The 16,375-nt window shown below is 66.4% G+C and carries 11 protein-coding genes; 3 read left to right on the top strand and 8 right to left on the bottom strand.

The features are described from left to right. Nucleotides 1–52: 52 nt before the first annotated feature. The 7 genes from BRAD285_RS26295 to BRAD285_RS26260 form a co-directional block, all read right to left on the bottom strand. Nucleotides 53–715: a class II aldolase/adducin family protein gene (locus tag BRAD285_RS26295; protein WP_006609446.1), complete on the bottom strand. Its 663-nt coding sequence runs from the start codon at nt 713–715 to the stop codon at nt 53–55. A gap of 344 nt (nt 716–1,059) precedes the next feature. Continuing rightward, entirely contained in the window at nt 1,060–2,598 is a 1,539-nt protein-coding gene (gene garD, locus BRAD285_RS26290; protein ID WP_006609445.1) for a galactarate dehydratase, read from the bottom strand. Nucleotides 2,599–2,905: 307 nt separating this feature from the next. Next, the gene (locus BRAD285_RS26285) at nt 2,906–4,354 is read right to left on the bottom strand and encodes an aldehyde dehydrogenase family protein (protein WP_006615456.1); all 1,449 of its coding nucleotides are present in this window, start codon (nt 4,352–4,354) and stop codon (nt 2,906–2,908) included. 56 nt (nt 4,355–4,410) lie between these two features. Then, nucleotides 4,411–5,766, bottom strand: a complete 1,356-nt coding sequence (gene gudD, locus BRAD285_RS26280) for a glucarate dehydratase (RefSeq protein WP_006615457.1) — start codon at nt 5,764–5,766, stop codon at nt 4,411–4,413. 176 nt (nt 5,767–5,942) lie between these two features. Then, nucleotides 5,943–6,887: a 5-dehydro-4-deoxyglucarate dehydratase gene (gene kdgD / locus BRAD285_RS26275; RefSeq protein WP_006615458.1), complete on the bottom strand. Its 945-nt coding sequence runs from the start codon at nt 6,885–6,887 to the stop codon at nt 5,943–5,945. A gap of 135 nt (nt 6,888–7,022) precedes the next feature. Continuing rightward, entirely contained in the window at nt 7,023–7,928 is a 906-nt protein-coding gene (locus BRAD285_RS26270) for a LysR substrate-binding domain-containing protein (RefSeq protein ID WP_006615459.1), read from the bottom strand. A 1,411-nt stretch (nt 7,929–9,339) separates the two neighbouring features. Continuing rightward, complete coding sequence (locus tag BRAD285_RS26260) at nt 9,340–10,686, bottom strand: MFS transporter (RefSeq protein ID WP_035648902.1); 1,347 nt, start codon at nt 10,684–10,686, stop codon at nt 9,340–9,342. Nucleotides 10,687–10,870: 184 nt separating this feature from the next. Here BRAD285_RS26260 and BRAD285_RS26255 point away from each other — a divergent pair, with 184 nt between their 5' ends. The 3 genes from BRAD285_RS26255 (at nt 10,871) to BRAD285_RS26245 (ending at nt 13,820) form a co-directional block, all read left to right on the top strand. Further along, on the top strand, nt 10,871–11,977 hold the full coding sequence (locus tag BRAD285_RS26255; RefSeq protein WP_035648904.1) for a hypothetical protein: 1,107 nt from the start codon (nt 10,871–10,873) through the stop codon (nt 11,975–11,977). A 205-nt stretch (nt 11,978–12,182) separates the two neighbouring features. Further along, on the top strand, nt 12,183–13,208 hold the full coding sequence (locus tag BRAD285_RS26250; RefSeq protein WP_035648936.1) for a histone deacetylase family protein: 1,026 nt from the start codon (nt 12,183–12,185) through the stop codon (nt 13,206–13,208). 309 nt (nt 13,209–13,517) lie between these two features. Continuing rightward, on the top strand, nt 13,518–13,820 hold the full coding sequence (locus BRAD285_RS26245) for a hypothetical protein (protein ID WP_035648906.1): 303 nt from the start codon (nt 13,518–13,520) through the stop codon (nt 13,818–13,820). A 27-nt stretch (nt 13,821–13,847) separates the two neighbouring features. On the opposite strand, the gene ppsA is transcribed toward BRAD285_RS26245, so the two are convergent. Next, nucleotides 13,848–16,283, bottom strand: coding sequence for a phosphoenolpyruvate synthase (ppsA, locus tag BRAD285_RS26240; protein WP_006615463.1), 2,436 nt, complete (start codon nt 16,281–16,283; stop codon nt 13,848–13,850). Between the last annotated feature and the right edge of the window lie 92 nt (nt 16,284–16,375).

The following is a 16,375-nucleotide window of genomic DNA, read 5'->3' as shown; positions in this document are numbered from 1 at the left end:
GCTGCCCCGGATCGATCGGATGTCGTCTGGCCTGCGGCGTCATCGCTCTCGACTATTTCCCCGGCTGCACCTTCTGTTTCCACAGCGCCCAGGCGCGATCCATGATCACCATGTTGACGCCGTCGGCCTTCGCGGCTTCCTCCGCGCTGAGATAGGTGACGTCCGAGCCAAGGCCGATGGCCTGCGCCTGCAGCCGCGCATTGACGTCGGTGTAGTAGGCGCGGAACACGGCGGCCTGTACCGCGGGTCCGACCGTGACGTCGCCATGGCCGCGCATCAGCACGACGGCCTTGTCGCCGAGCGCGGCCGCGAGCGACTTGCCGATCGCGTTGTTGCGCACCAGCATGTCGGTGGCGCCGAACTCCTTGCCGATGTCCCACACGGGCGCGCCCTCACCGAGGAAGGCGGCGTTGTGATAGAGCGGTTTCAACGGCGTGCGGCTGACGCTGAACGGCACCACGCCCGGCGAATGCGTATGCACCACGGCATTGACGTCGGGACGGGCCTTGTAGACCTCGGCATGGATGAAGCGCTCGAGGAAGACGGCGCGATTCCTGGCATCGACCGGCTCGCCGTTCTCGTCGAACTCCATGATGTCGGCGGCCGTGACCTGCGCCGGCGCGACGGAACGAGCCATCAGGAAGTGCTTCGGATTCGTCGGGTGACGCGCGCTGACATGGCCAAACGCGTCGACCACGCCGAGATCGGCGAGCACGCGGCTGCCGGTCGCGATGTCTTCGAGAAGCTCGCGCGGGACGTTAGGGATGGAGTCGTCGGCGCGGGAAGGGCCAGTGGAGAAGAGGAGGGCTGCTATGGCCATCGCGGCGAAGCGGCTGAAGCTGGGCATCTGGCTCTTCCTCCCGGGTCTTTGTTGTCTAGGCTCGCCGCCTCAGCATACGCGTCATTGCGAGCGTAGCGAAGCAATCCAGGATGGTGGGCGGGACTCTGGATTGCTTCCGCCTTCGCCCGATGGGCTTCGGCGGACACGTCGCTGCGCTCGCAGTGACGGGGATGGGTCTGCGCGACGCAACAATCATGGCGGGGTGAGCGAGCTCCTCCTCAAGTCACCGGCGCGGGATTGAACAAGGTCAGGTCGTTGTGAATGCCCCACCGGTCCGACCACGGCTTGGTGCGGCCGGAGGCGACGTCGAGGATCAGCTTGAACAGCTCCCAGCCGGTCTCCTCGATGGTCATCTCGCCGGTGGCGATGCGGCCGGCGTCGAAGTCGATCAAATCTTTCCAGCGCCGCGCCAGCTCGGTGCGGGTCGCGACCTTGATGACGGGCGCGGCCGCGAGGCCATAGGGCGTGCCGCGGCCTGTGGTGAACACCTGCAAGGTCATGCCCGAGGCGAGCTGCAAGGTGCCGCAGATGAAGTCGGAGGCCGGCGTCGCCGCGAACAGCATGCCCTTCTGCTTGGCCTTCTCGCCCGGCGCCAGCACGCCATGGATCGGGCCCGAGCCGGACTTGACGATCGAGCCGAGCGACTTCTCGACGATGTTGGCGAGCCCGCCCTTCTTGTTGCCCGGCGTGGTGTTGGCGCTGCGATCGGCGCCGCCGCGGGCGAGATAGGCGTCGTACCAATCCATCTCGCGGATCAGCGCGCGGCCGACCTCCTCGTTGATGGCGCGGCGGGTGAGCAGCTGGATCGCATCGCGAACTTCTGTGACTTCCGAGAACATCACGGTCGCGCCGGCGCGCACCAAGAGGTCGGCGGCGAAGCCGACTGCGGGATTGGCGGTGACGCCGGAGAACGCGTCGCTGCCGCCGCATTGCAGGCCGATGACGAGGTCGGAGGCGGGGCAGGTCTCGCGGGTGCGCTTGTTGAGCTCGGCGAGGCGGCGATCGGCCTGGGTCATGATCGCGTCGACGATGGCGCCGAAGCCGTCGAAGGCCTCGTCCTGCATGCGCACGATGGAATGTTCAGTGCCTTCCGGCAGCAGCCGCTCCGGCGCGAGCTTCTCGCAGCCGAGGCCGACGACCAGGATCTCGCCGCCGAAATTCGGGTTGAGCGCGAGATTCTGCAAGGTGCGGATCGGCACCACGGCATCCGGCGCCGTGATCGCAACGCCGCAGCCGTAGGCGTGGGTGAGCGCGACGACGTCGTCGACACCAGGGTACTTCGGCAGCAGTTCGCTCTTGATGCGCTTGATCGCGTATTCCAGCGTGCCCTTGACGCATTGCACTGACGTGGAGATGCCCAGTACGTTGCGGGTGCCGACTGAGCCGTCGGCGTTGCGATAGCCTTCGAACGTGTAGCCTTCGAGCGGTGGCAGCGGCGCCGGGACGGCAGTGGAGATTTCGAGCTGGTCGAGGGCAGGGGCCTCGGGCATGTCGATGCGGGCTTCGTCGACCCACTCGCCGGCGGCGATTGGGGACTTGGCAGTGCCGATGATCTCGCCGTAGCGCATGATGGGGGCGCCTTCGGGAATGTCGACCAGCGCGGTCTTGTGGCCCTGCGGCACGAAGGCCTTCAGCGTCAGGCCGTCAGCAAGCTTGGTGCCGGCAGGCAGGCCGAAATCGTTGACCACGATCGCGACGTTGTCGCGCGCGTTGAGCTTGATGACCCGCGGCTCCTGGTTCACGACCTGCTGGTTCATGCTGGCTCCGTTCCCTCAACTCGTAGGGTGGGCAAAGCGAAGCGTGCCCACCGTCTTTCATTCTTTCATTCGCTCGACTGTCGGTGGGCACGGCGCTTCGCGCCTTTGCCCACCCTACAGGTCTCTCTTCACCTCTCCCGAAGGGAGAGGTCGGATTGCATCGTCAGATGCAATCCGGGTGAGGGGCAGGTCGCACCAGGGAGACTATCCGTGTGGCTGCCTCTCACCCCAGCCCTCTCCCCGTGAAGAACGGGGAGAGGGAGTGGACCGCGGATGCGGCCCGGCTGTTAGTTCACGATCGCCAGGCTCACACCGGGAAGGTGTAGGCCGTCTTCACCGTGGTGTAGAACTCGCGCGCGTAGGAGCCCTGCTCGCGGGCGCCGTAGCTCGAGCCCTTCCGGCCGCCGAACGGGACGTGGTAGTCGACGCCCGCGGTCGGAAGGTTGACCATCACCATGCCGGCTTCGCTGTTGCGCTTGAAGTGCGAGGCGTATTTCAGGCTGGTGGTGCAGACGCCGGCGGCGAGGCCGAACTCGGTGTCGTTGGAGATCGCCAGCGCCTCGTCGTAGTTCTTGGCGCGGATGACGCAGGCCACCGGTCCAAAGATCTCCTCACGCGCGATGCGCATGTTGTTGTTAGCTTCGGTGAACAGCGCCGGCTGCATGTAGAAGCCGGGGCTCTCACGGTTGAGCAGCTCGCCGCCCCAGGCCAGCTTGGCGCCTTCGTCCTGGCCGATCTTGAGATAACGCTGGTCCTGCTCGAGCTGGTTGCCGTCGACCACCGGGCCGATATGCGTGCCCTGCTTGACGGCGTCGTCGACAACGAGGCCCTTCAGACGCTCGGTCAGCGCCTCGACGAACTTGTCGTGGATCCCTTCGGTGACGATCAGGCGCGACGAGGCCGTGCAGCGCTGGCCGGTCGAGAAATAGGCGCCGTTGGCGGCGGCTTCGACGGCGACCTTGACGTCGGCGTCATCGAGCACGACCAGCGGATTCTTGCCGCCCATCTCGAGCTGGAACTTCTTCATCGGGTTCGACAGCACGCAGGCCTGCGCGATCTTGCGTCCGGTGCCGACCGATCCCGTGAAGGAGATCGCGGCGACATCAGGGTGCTCGAGCAGAGTCTGGCCGACCACCGAGCCGGAGCCGACGACGAGGTTGAACACGCCAGCCGGAATGCCGGAGCGCGCGATGATTTCGGAGAGCGCATGCGCCGAGCCCGGCACCAGTTCGGCCGGCTTGAACACCACGGTGTTGCCGTAGCAGAGCGCGGGGGCGATCTTCCAGGCGGGGATGGCGATCGGGAAATTCCAAGGCGTGATCATGCCGACGACGCCGACCGCCTCGCGGGTGACCTCGACGTCCAGGCCGGGACGCACCGAGGCGCCCTTCTCGCCCGTCAGGCGCAGCGCCTCGCCGGCGAAGAATGCGAAGATCTGGCCGGCACGGGCGACCTCGCCGATGCCCTCCGGGAGGGTCTTGCCTTCCTCGCGCGCCAGCAGGCGGCCGAGTTCTTCCTTGCGCGACAGGATCTCCGCCGAGATCTTGTTCAGCGCGTCATAGCGCTCCTGCGGCGTCGAGCGCGACCAGGCGGGGAAGGCGGCCTTGGCGGCGGCGATCGCCTTCTCGGTTTGCGCCTTGTCGGCCTTGGCGTATTCGCCGACGATATCGTTGGTGTTGGACGGGTTGATGTTGCGGGTGACCCCGCTGCCGTCGACCCACTCGCCGGCAATGAAATTCTTGAGGATCGCGTTCATTCAAAACTCTCCAGGCTTGCGCGACTGTGCTGGCACAATCTAGCCGATTACGTCTATCACCGCACGAGGCAGGGCCGCTTGTCGTCGAAGGTCCAGCCGGGGATCAGATACTGCATCGCGACGGCGTCGTCTCGTGCGCCGAGCCCGTGGCTCTTGTAAAGTTCATGAGCCTTTTCGATGGCGCCGCGGTCAACTTCGATGCCGAGCCCGGGTTGCTCGGGCACCGCGATCTGGCCGCCCTTGATCTGCAGTGGCTGTTTGGTCAGCGCCTGGCCGTCCTGCCAGATCCAGTGGGTGTCGATCGCGGTCACCTTGCCGGGCGCTGCAGCGGCGACATGGGTGAACATTGCCAGCGAAATGTCGAAATGGTTGTTGGAGTGTGAGCCCCAGGTCAGGCCATTGTCCTTGCAGGTCTGGGCGACGCGCACCGAGCCCTGCATGGTCCAGAAATGGGGATCGGCGAGGGGGATGTCGACCGCGCCGAGCCGCAGCGCATGGCTGAGCTGCCGCCAGTCGGTGGCGATCATGTTGGTCGCGGTCGGCAGGCCGGTGGCGCGGCGGAATTCGGCCATGATCTCTCGCCCCGAAAAGCCGGCCTCGGCGCCGCAGGGATCCTCGGCATAAGCGAGGATGCCGTGCATGTCCTTGCACAGCCGGATCGCCTCATCCAGCGACCAGGCGCCGTTCGGATCGAGCGTGACGCGCGCCTGCGGGAAGCGCTTGGCGATCGCGGTCACTGCCTCGATTTCGGCTTCGCCCTGGAGCACGCCGCCCTTCAGCTTGAAGTCGGCGAAGCCGTAGGCGTCGTGGGTGGCCTCGGCGAGCCGCACGACAGCTTCGGGCGTCATCGCCTCCTGATGTCGCAGCGTATACCAGCCCTCACGCTCGCCTTCGCCGGTGGCGTAGGGCAGGTCAGTCTTCTTGCGGTCGCCGACGAAGAAGAGATAGCCGAGCGCCTCGACCGATTTGCGCTGCTGGCCCTCGCCGAGCAACGCCGCCACCGGCAGGCCGAGATGTTGTCCCAGGAGATCGAGCAACGCGGATTCGACGGCCGTGACCGCGTGGATCATCACGCGCAGATCGAACGTCTGCTTGCCGCGGCCGCCGGCGTCGCGGTCGGCGAAGGTGGTGCGCATCGTCGCGAGGATGGTGTTGCAGGCGCCGATGCTCCGTCCCACGATCAGGCTCTTCGCATCCTCCAGCGTCTGCCGGATCTTCTCGCCGCCCGGCACTTCGCCGACGCCGGTGTGGCCGGAATTATCGGTGAGGATGACGAGGTTGCGGGTGAAGAACGGCCCATGCGCGCCCGAGAGATTGAGCAGCATGCTGTCACGGCCGCCGACCGGAATGACCTCCATGCCGGTGACGACCGGCGCGCCGGAGATTCCTGTGCTGCTGGCTTCGTGACTCATCATGCTCCTCCTTCGTCGTCTCTCGTTTGAGCGTCCCCTCATGGTGAGGAGCCCGCCACTTGGCGGGCGTCTCGAACCATGAGGCCCCGACTGCGGCCTCATCCTTCGAGACGCTTGCTGATGCAAGCTCCTCAGGATGAGGGGGAAGGCTGCCGCTGCGGCGACAGCCGTCCTGTTTACTCCGCCGCCTGCTGCGCCGAAGCGGCGCCCGGCAGCGCCTTCACCAGCGCGGTGAGCTCGGCCATCTCGGCCTCGGTGAGGTCCGTCAGCGGCAGGCGGACCGGGCCGGAATCGCGGCCGATCACCTTCATGCCGGCCTTGATGATCGAGACCGCGTAGCCCTTCTTGCGGTTGCGTATCGCGATCAGCGGCAAAATGAAATCCTTCAATCCGGCGTGGATCGCGGCGTGGTCGCGCTTGCGCACTGCGGCATAGAAGTTCGTCGCGAACTCCGGCACGAAGTTGAACACCGCCGAGGAGTAGGTGGTCACGCCCATGTCGAGATAGGGCAGGGCGAAGGTCTCGGCGGTCGGCAGGCCGCCGATATAGGTGAGGCGGTCGCCCATCTTGCTGTAGACGCGGGTCATCAGCTCGATGTCGCCGATGCCGTCCTTGTAGCCGACCAGGTTCGGGCAGCGCTCGCACAGCCGCGCCAGGGTGTCCGGCTGCAGGATCGCGTTGTCCCGATTGTAGACGATGACGCCGATCTTGACCGACTTGCAGATCGCCTCGACATGGGCGGCGAGGCCCTCCTGCTCGGCATGCATCAGATAGGGCGGCAGCAGCAGCAGGCCGTCGGCGCCGGCCTTCTCGGCACCAATTGCGATCTCGCGCGCGATGGCGGTGCCATAGCCGGTGCCGGCCAGCACGGGCACGCGGCCGCGCGTCTCGTCGACGGCGACGCGCACCACCTCGGGCACCTCGGCTGCCGTCAGCGAGAAGAACTCGCCGGTGCCGCCGGCGGCGAACAGGCCCGCGACCTCATAGCCGCACAGCCAATCCATGTTGGCGCGATAGGTGGCCTCGTCGAAGGAGTAGTCAGCCTTGAACGGCGTCACGGGGAAGGAGAGCAGGCCGCTGCCGATCTTCGCAGCCATGTCCTGGGGTGTCATCTTGCTCATCGCGCGGTCCTTCACGAATGTTCCGGGGAACGGCACGGCGGGCTCCACCAGCGCGCGTCCTCATCGCGGGTTTCGTAGGACCAAGTTCAATGCCGGTCCAAGCCAATCACGGTATTGATTGATGCTGTGCCGGCATCAATCCTCCGGCTGCTGCAGGGCTGCGAGACGGCCCGCGAGATCGATCAGCGCCGGCAGTAGCGGATTGTCGTGGTCGCGCCGCCAGACCAGGAACAGCTCGGCCGGCATGGGATTGCGCAGCTTCAGCGGCCGCAGCCGGACGTCGGCGATCTTCAGGTTGGTGGCCGCCTCCGGCACGATGGCGAGCCCCAGCCCGGCGCGCACCATCGCGAGGATCGAGTGGATCTGGCTGAGATGCTGCACGTAGCGCGGCAGCACCTCGGAACGCATGAATTGCGACACCAGGAGATCGTGGAAGTAGCGCGCCTCGGTCTGGGAATACATGATGAAGGGCTGGCCGTCGAAGTCGCGGATCGACACGGTCTCGGCCGAAGCCAGGCGATGCCGGCGCGGCAATGCGGCGCAGAGCGGCTCGGCGACGACGCGGCGAGTGGCGAATTCGGGCCGGGCGATCGGCGGCCGCAGCAGGCCGGCATCGATCTGGCCGGAGGCCAGCGCCTCGATCTGGTCGCCCGACACCATCTCCTTCAGCGACAGGTCAGCTTCGGGCAATTCGGTGCGGCAGGCGGCGACGAGCTCGGGCAGGAAGCCATAGGCCGCGGCCGCGGTGAAGCCGATCTTCAGCGAGCCGCTCTTGCCGCTGGCGATGCGCTGCGCGACCTGCGCCGCGCTCTCGGCCATCTTCAGGATGCGCCGCGCCTCGGGCAGGAAGCTGCGTCCCGCCGGCGTCAGCTTCACCGAGCGGCTGGTGCGCTCGAGCAGCGCGGCATCGATGATGTGCTCCAGCACCTGGATCTGCCGCGACAGCGGCGGCTGCGTCATGTTCAGCCGGACGGCCGCGCGGCCGAAATGCAGCTCCTCGGCCACGGTAACGAAGCAGCGCAGCTGGTTGAGATCGAACATCGATGCTTCCGGGGTATGGATCGGGCAGGTGGTGTGAGGTTGTTAGCATTGATTGGGGACGAGGGGAACGCGGTGCCGTAGGGTGGGCAAAGGCGCGGCACGACTGCTGCCGAGCACAAAAGTGGTGCGCGCGCCGTGCCCACCGCGCGCGCCCCGTCTAATGCCGATGGTGGGCACGCCGCGCCCGCGGCCGTGCCGCGTGCGCGTCTTTGCCCACCCTACGGCAGCGCGATCGACGCTGTCAGATGGGCCTAAACGCATCAGCACCGACCATCGTCGTCCAGGCGAAAGCCGGGACCCATACCCCCAAGGGAGCGGCTTGAGGCAGGCTGGTCATCGGCTTTTTGCCCAACACGCCTGCTGCGGCGTATGGGTCCCGGATCGGCGCATCGCCGCGCTGACGCGCGTCGATGCTTGTCCGGGACGACGCCGGAGGGCGTCGCGGATTTACGGTTCAAATAGCAGATGATTGGTGAGCACACGTCCTCGCGGTCTCGCGGCACATCATGCCCGAGCCATGCGATCAGTCCGTCCCTCGCAAACGGTGCAGAGGGCGCAGGGAATGCCGGGTGACAGCCTCACCCATGGCCCGCCTGCGTGAAAGAATGCAGGCGGCAGGTACCACAGGCAAAGCCGAAACACACCGGCATTCCCTGCGCGATGGTCTTTACGTTTATACGCAGTCTCCCTGGTGCGCCGGCTTGTTGGCCACCATCGCCACGCGGCACGTCAGTGCCATCGCGGCTTGATACCAGCTTCGGGGTATCAGGACGCTGCGACTTCACGTCCGCAACAGATCGTTCGTCCGCGCCCTCGTGACTGAGGACGCTGCGATCTCTCGCGGCCACCGCATCCCGCCTCGCGTGTCGTGACGATCGCGCGCTACGCCCCTACTGCAGTGAGGCGGGATGCGGGGAGATAAACATGATTTCCGAAAAATAGCAAGAAGATTGTGTTTTACAGAATTGACTCCGATGTCGGTCGACTCCCCTCCCCCTTGCGGGGAGGGGTCGGGGGTGGGGGGTCCACGAATTCCGCTCGACGTGAGGAGAACTGAACTACTGCCCTCGAGCGATACTGGTTGTTCATGTCAACGGCCTCACCGCGTCATTGCGAGCGAAGCGAAGCAATCCAGAGTCGTTTGCTGGGCCCTGGATTGCTTCGCTTCGCTCGCAATGACGCCAGTAGTTAGGACGGAGAGCGTCGGTGAGAGCTGCGTCTGCCGCATGGCTTTTCGGGCCTGTGAACTCTACGCCGGTCTGCGCCCGGGACCCCCACCCCTGACCCCTCCCCGCAAGGGGGAGGGGAGCGCACCGTCTTTGCGGCAGGCTTCGTGGACCAGAAACGGCGCAAAAAAAACGGCGGCCTGAGGCCGCCGTTCGAGTTTGAGGCCACGCAAGGGGCGTGGTGCTCAGGAGGCTCGGAGTTGGACGCGCTGGATGCGGCCAACGATGAAGAGATAGGCGAAAGCTGCGACCAAAGCGTTGAGGCCGACGAACACCAGCGCGCCGTTGAAGGAGCCGGTGGCCGACAGGATGTAGCCGATCACGATCGGGGTGGTGATGCTGGAGAGGTTGCCGAAGGTGTTGAACAGGCCGCCGGAGACGCCACCGGCCTCCTTGGGCGAGGTGTCGGAGACGACCGCCCAGCCGAGCGCGCCGATGCCCTTGCCGAAGAAGGCGAGCGCCATCAGCGCGACCACCAGCGCCTGGCCGTCGACATAGTTGCAGCCGATGATCGCCATCGACAGCAGCATGCCGCCGACGATCGGGATCTTGCGCGCCAGCGTCAGCGAGCCGGTCTTGCGCAGGATGGCATCGGAGATGAAGCCGCCGAGCACGCCGCCGATGAAGCCGCACAGCGCCGGCAGCGTGGCGACGAAGCCCGCCTGCAGGATCGACAGGCCGCGCTCCTTGACGAGATAGACCGGAAACCAGGTCAGGAAGAAGTAGGTCAGCGTGTTGATGCAGTACTGGCCGATATAGACGCCGAGCATCATGCGGTTCGAGAGCAACTGTCCGATATGCGACCAGGTCGGTCCGCCCTGGGCCTTGCCGTCCGTAGTCTCGTCCTTGGCGCCCTCCATGTCGACCAGCGCGCCGCCCTGCTTGATGTAGTCGAGCTCGGTTTCGTTGACGCCGGGGTGCTCCTTCGGGCCGTACATGGTCTTGATCCAGACCAGGCCCATGATGATGCCGAGAGCGCCCATCACGGTGAAGACGTGGCGCCAGCCGAACTCATGCGCGATCCAGCCCATCAGCGGCGCGAAGATCACGGTCGCGAAATATTGCCCGGAGTTGAAGAAGGCCGACGCCGTGCCGCGCTCGTTGCTCGGAAACCAGGCAGCGACGATGCGCGCATTCGCCGGGAAGCTTGGCGCCTCGGCAAGGCCGACCAGGAAGCGCAGCGCGAACAGCGCGACGATGGCCGCGCCGCCGGAGAAGAAGCCGATCCAGCCCTGCATCATGGTGAAAATCGACCAGATCACGATGCTGCAGGCATAGACCCAGCGCGAGCCGAAGCGATCGAGCAGCCAGCCGCCCGGCACCTGCGCCAGCACATAGGACCAGCCGAAGGCGGAGAACACATAGCCCATCGCGACGGGATCGAGATGCAGATCCTTGGAGAGCGCGGGGCCCGCGATCGAGAGCGTGGCGCGATCTGCGTAGTTCACGGTGGTGACCAGGAACAGCATGGTCACGATGAACAGCCGCACGCGCGAGCGGCGCAATTCTGCCGTAGTTACAATTGCGCTCATGCGCACGACCTCTCTTAAACGTTCCTCAACAACTGTCCTAGAGGACGGAACGGGGCGGGGTCCAAGCCGAAGCCTGTATCGATCAATCCAAATTTTGGATCGATCGGCCAGGCATCATGCAGATGAACCCGGTTCCCGGCTGCTGCGTCCAACTGCTCGTTGAGAGACACGGGGCATGAGGACGATGACGATCATTCGCGGAGGTCTCATTGCGCTGGTCGCCATGCTGGCGATGGGCGCCCGTTCAGCGGACGCGGCGCCGCCGAAGCCGGTGGCCGGTCAGCAGGTGCGCTTCGAGCAGGGCTACTGGAGCGGGCTGCCGCAGGCAGGTCCCGACGGCAAGGTCCGGCAATGCGTGATGGTCGCGCGGCGGCCGCGCAAATCGGGCGACGGCACGGTCGATACGCGCTTCTCCGTCAATGTCAGCCGTGGCGCGGGGCTGGTGTTCGCGGTCAATGACGACGGCCTGCCGCGCGAGCGCGTGCTCGATGACCAGGCGGAGATCGTCATCGACGGGCGGGCATTCCCTGCGGTCGCGTTCAATGTCGGTCCTGCCTTCGCCTTCCATCCGGGCGATGCCAAGGCCGCCGCCGCGGCGCTGGGACGTGCAGCCAAGGTGACGCTGCGCGCGGATGGGGCTGGCCTCGACACCGGCGCTGTCACGATCGACCTGCCGGCCGAAGCGCTGGCGTGGCTGACATCATGCGCGGCGACCTTCGACATCGCGCTCGACCGCGCGACCGATCCCCATGCGCCGGATCTTCCCGTGCCGCGGCCGCGCTCGGCGAAGGTCGCGCCGGCGAAGCCGACACAAGCGGGGCCGGCGGGGATCGAGGACAAGCAGAAGATCGAAGGCTGGGACGCGTCCGAGCTGCGCAACGGCGACGGCACGATCTTCGTCTGCATGATCCGCCGCCACTATGCCACCGGGAGCGAGCCCGATGCGCGGCGGCTCGGCATCTTCCTGATGGCGAGCCGGCTGCGCGGCGTCTCGATGATGGTGAAGGACTCCAGTCTGAAGCTGCCGGAGAACAAGCCGGTCGAGGCGAGCCTCGCCGTCGGCAAGACGCCGTTCCCGCAAGTGACGATGCAGGCTCAGGGCAGCGACGAAATCGGAATTTTCCCGCAAGCGGGAGGTCGGCTGCTGGCCGCGCTGGAGGCGGCGCCGCTCGTGAGCCTCAAGCCGGAAGGCGGCGAGAGCTACGAGTTCTCGATGAGCGCGGGCGTGCTTGGTTGGCTGCGCGCCTGCGCCAGGCGTAACGCGATCGCCCTGGAGCCGGCGAGCCCGTAACCGTCTCTCCTCACATCCACCGCGTCTCACCCGCCGCGCCGCCTTGATCCCGGCGGACTCGCTCCCGACAACATGGCGCGCAGCCGGTCCGTTCCGCAGCTTGGAAGTTGCCCGCCTCGAGCGATGGGCGTGCAACTCATCTGAGCTTGTCTCGGCCGCCGCTGCGTGCACAATCGTTCGCACAAGCGAACAGGAGCACTTGCGCGTGAAGGCCGTCTACACCGAGCTGCATCGCAGCCATGATCCGCAATTCTATCTCGTGCGCGGGGTCGTGAAGCGGACCACCGAGCAGCCCGAACGGGCTGATCGTCTGCTTGCGGGGGTGAAGGCGGGCAATCACGAGTTGGTGGCGCCGCTGCATTTCGGGCAGGAAGCGCGCGCCCGCGTCCACAGTCCGGAATTTCTGACCTTTCTGGAAGAGGCGTGGGAAGCGTGGGCTGCGCTCGGTGATGCCGGCACCGAGATGATCCCGAACATGCACCCCGTGCGCAACGCCGCCACCTATCCGACCCATATCGTCGGACGGCTCGGCTGGCACACGACCGACACCTCGGCGCCGATCGGGCCGGGGACATGGGAGGGCGCCTGCGCCGCGACCGATGTGGCCGCATCGGCGGCGCAGCTCCTGCTCGACGGCGAGGATGCCGTCTACGCGCTGTGCCGTCCGCCGGGGCACCACGCCTATCGCGACATCGCCTCCGGCTTCTGCTTCATGAACAATTCGGCGATCGCGGCTGCGCATCTGCGCCAGCGCCACGAGCGCGTCGCGATCCTCGATGTCGACGTCCATCACGGCAACGGCACGCAAGGCATCTTCTACGAGCGACCGGACGTGCTCACGATCTCGATCCACGCCGATCCCACGCATTACTATCCGTTCGTGTGGGGGTATGCGCATGAGCGCGGCGCCGGCGCCGGGCTCGGCGCCAACCTCAACATTCCGCTGCCGCTGAAGAGCGGCGACGACACCTATCTGAAGGCGTTCGAGACGGCGGCCAAGACCATCCACGCCTTCGCGCCCGGCGCGCTCGTCGTCGCCCTCGGCCTCGACGCGTCCGAGCATGATCCGCTGAAAGGTCTTGCGGTGACGACGCCAGGCTTCCGCCGCATCGGGGCTGCGATCGCGCGGCTCGGCCTGCCCACGGTGTTCGTGCAGGAGGGCGGCTATCTCTCGGACATTCTCGGGCAGAACCTGACGGCCGTGCTGGCGGGCTTCGAAGAGGCGCGGTGACGTGGCCCTTGTGGGATGCGGGGCGATGATCATTGCTACACGTCATGACGGTGTGGCGGCACCAGCATGGTCTGCAACGATGACAATCGAGTGATGTCATTCCCGAAAGCCTACGGGTTCTGATCGCACGCGTGCGGTCGCCCGGAGTTCCACGGGCGGCGAAAGTACAGGGTTCTTTAAGCTCACTGACGACAATGCGCCGCAATCTGGCCTGGGCCGCTTCAACGGAGAATGCGGCTATGCGGAGCAGGCGGCCGTTCACATTCGGTGGATCGGCAGCCGTGCTGCAGGGCATGTCATGGAGCGCCGTTGGCCGACATCATCCCATTCCCGACGGCGGCAGCGCGGATCGCGCGCGCGAAGCGGATCGACATCGCACTCGAGATGGCGGTCGCGATCCAGCTCGTGCAGCTCAGGCGTACGCTCGATGCGTGGCGGCAAATCCTGGATCGGCTCGACGAGCTTGCCAGGCCCGACGGGCATGCCGTTCCGAGCGAGCAGTCGCGTCCCATCCGCCAGCTTATTGCCGAGGCCGAGCGCGCCATTGCCGATGTCTGCGACCGCAACGATGGCAGCGCGCCAACGGACGATCCCTGCCCGCGCAACCATTGACGACGCGCTCCGGCGCTGCGCCGCGTCCTAGCTTGCCAGCGCCTGCGGAGTCCGTGCGACCACCTGCTGCTCAGCAGCGCGGACGATCTCCATCGTGCGCACGACGCTCGCGGGATTCACGCTGATGGAGTCGATGCCGAGCTCGGCGAGATAGCGCGCGACGTCCGGATAGTTGGCCGGGGCCTCGCCGCAGATGCCGACATGGCGGCGGTTGCGATGCGCGCCCTCGATCGCGAGCTTGAGCATCGCAAGCAGCCCGGGATCGCGCTCGTCGAAATCGAATGCGACGATGTCGGAGTCGCGGTCGACGCCGAGGGTGAGCTGGGTGAGATCGTTGGAGCCGATCGAGAAGCCGTCGAAATGCTTGGCGAACTCATCGATCAGGATGACGTTGTTCGGGATCTCGCACATCATGTAGATCTCGAGCCCGTTCTCGCCGCGCACGAGGCCATGCTCCGCCATCGCGGCGATCACCTTGCGCGCCTCCTCGACGCGGCGGCAGAACGGGATCATGATCTTGAGGTTGGTGAGTCCCATTGCATCGCGCACGCGCTTCAGCGCCGCGCATTCCAGCGCGAAGCCGGCCGCGTAGGCCGGGTGCGCGTAGCGTGACGCGCCGCGGAAGCCGAGCATCGGGTTCTCTTCCCTGGGCTCGAAATCGGCACCGCCGATCAGGCTGGCATATTCGTTGGTCTTGAAGTCCGACAGCCTGACGATCACGGGACGCGGATAGAACGCGGCGGCAATGGTGCCGACGCCCTCGGACAGCCGCTCGACGAAGAAGTCCGCCGGCTTCTTGTAGCGCGTCGTGAGGCGCTTGATCGTCGCGCGGTCCTTGGCCGAATTCACCTTGTTGGGTGCGGCAAGCGCCATCGGATGGATGCCGATCGACTGGTTGATGATGAACTCCATGCGCGCCAGGCCGACGCCGTCGTTCGGCAGCAGCGCGGTCTTGAAGGCGAGCTCGGGATTGCCGAGATTGACCATGATGTGGGTGTGCGGCTTGTCCAGCCTGTCGATCGCGAGGCGCTCGACCGCGAAGGGCAGGGCGCTGTCATAGACATGACCGGCATCGCCCTCGGCGCAGCACACCGTGACGGCCGCTCCCGTCTTGGCGCGCTTGCTGAAATCCTCGGTGCCGACCACCGCGGGCACGCCGAGCTCGCGGGCGATGATCGCGGCATGGCAGGTGCGACCGCCATGATCGGTGACGATCGCGGCCGCCGTCTTCATCACCGGCTCCCAGTCCGGGCTGGTCGACGCCGCCACCAGCACCTCGCCGGGCTTGAACGCGCGCAGGTCCTTCGACGAGCGGATCAGGCGGATCTTGCCGGCTGCGATCTTCTCTCCGACGGCACGTCCGGTCGCCAGCACCCGGCCGGCCTTCTTCAGCGCGTAGGTCTCGACCGATTCCGGCCGGCGCTGCGAGGCCACGGTCTCCGGCCGCGCCTGGATGATGTAGAGCGCGCCGTCGCGGCCGTCCTTGGCCCATTCGATGTCCATCGGCGTCGGCCGGCCGGCTTTCTGCGAGTAGTGCTGCTCGACGGTGATCGTCGCCTGCGCCAGCTCCAGCACGTCGGTGTCATCGATGCAGAATTTGGCGCGCTCGGCCGGCGGCGTCGCCTCGATGCGCGTCGTGGCGCCCCGCGCGCCCGCTTTGGCGTAGACCATCCGTTTAGTCTTGGCGCCCAACCGGCGCGACAGCACGCTGCGGAAGCCGGCCGCGAAGGTCGGCTTGTGGACGTAGAACTCGTCGGGATCGACCGCGCCCTGCACGATGGTCTCGCCGAGCCCATAGACGCCAGTGATGAAGGCGACGTCGCGAAAACCGCTTTCGGTGTCGAGCGAGAACATCACGCCGCTGGCGCCGAGATCCGAGCGCACCATCTTCATGACGGCCACCGACAGCGCGACCTTGTCGTGCGCAAAGCCGTTGTCGATGCGGTAGGAGATCGCGCGATCGGTGTAGAGCGAGGCGAAGCAGCGGCGGCAGGTCTCGAACAGATCCTTCGCACCGCGGATGTTGAGAAAGCTCTCGTGCTGGCCGGCAAAGCTCGCATTCGGCAGGTCCTCCGCCGTGGCCGAGCTGCGCACGGCGACGGCGACGCCCCGGCCATATTCCTGCTCGAGCTGCTTATAGGCCTTCGCCACCTCGTGCCGCAGGTCCTCACGATCGGTGGCTTCGAAGACGATGGCGCGCGCTTTGGCGGCGCGCCTGGCGAGATCGGCGATGCGGCGCTTGTCGAGGCCGGCGAGCAGCCTGCGGAGCTCATCGTCGGCGCCATCAGCCCGCAGCGCATCACGATAGCTCGCGGCCGTCAGCGCAAAGCCGTTGGGCACGCGCACGCCCTGCGCGGTCAGCGCGGAATACAGCTCGCCGAGCGAGGCCGTCTTGCCGCCGACCTCCGGCACGTCCTCGATCCGAAGATCCTTGAACCAGCGGATGTACCCGGATGCCGTCATGGCCTGTCTCCCGCATCGCAGCGCAGACCGTAGTTTGTCGCGTCGCGCGGCAGCCGACTTGCGCAAGATCAAGCGGCAGGCCGTCGGGCCTT

Source organism: Bradyrhizobium sp. ORS 285, assembly GCF_900176205.1.
Classification (GTDB): Bacteria; Pseudomonadota; Alphaproteobacteria; order Rhizobiales; family Xanthobacteraceae; genus Bradyrhizobium.
Note: the sequence above shows the minus strand (reverse complement) of the source record. Positions and strands in the feature narration are given on the sequence as shown.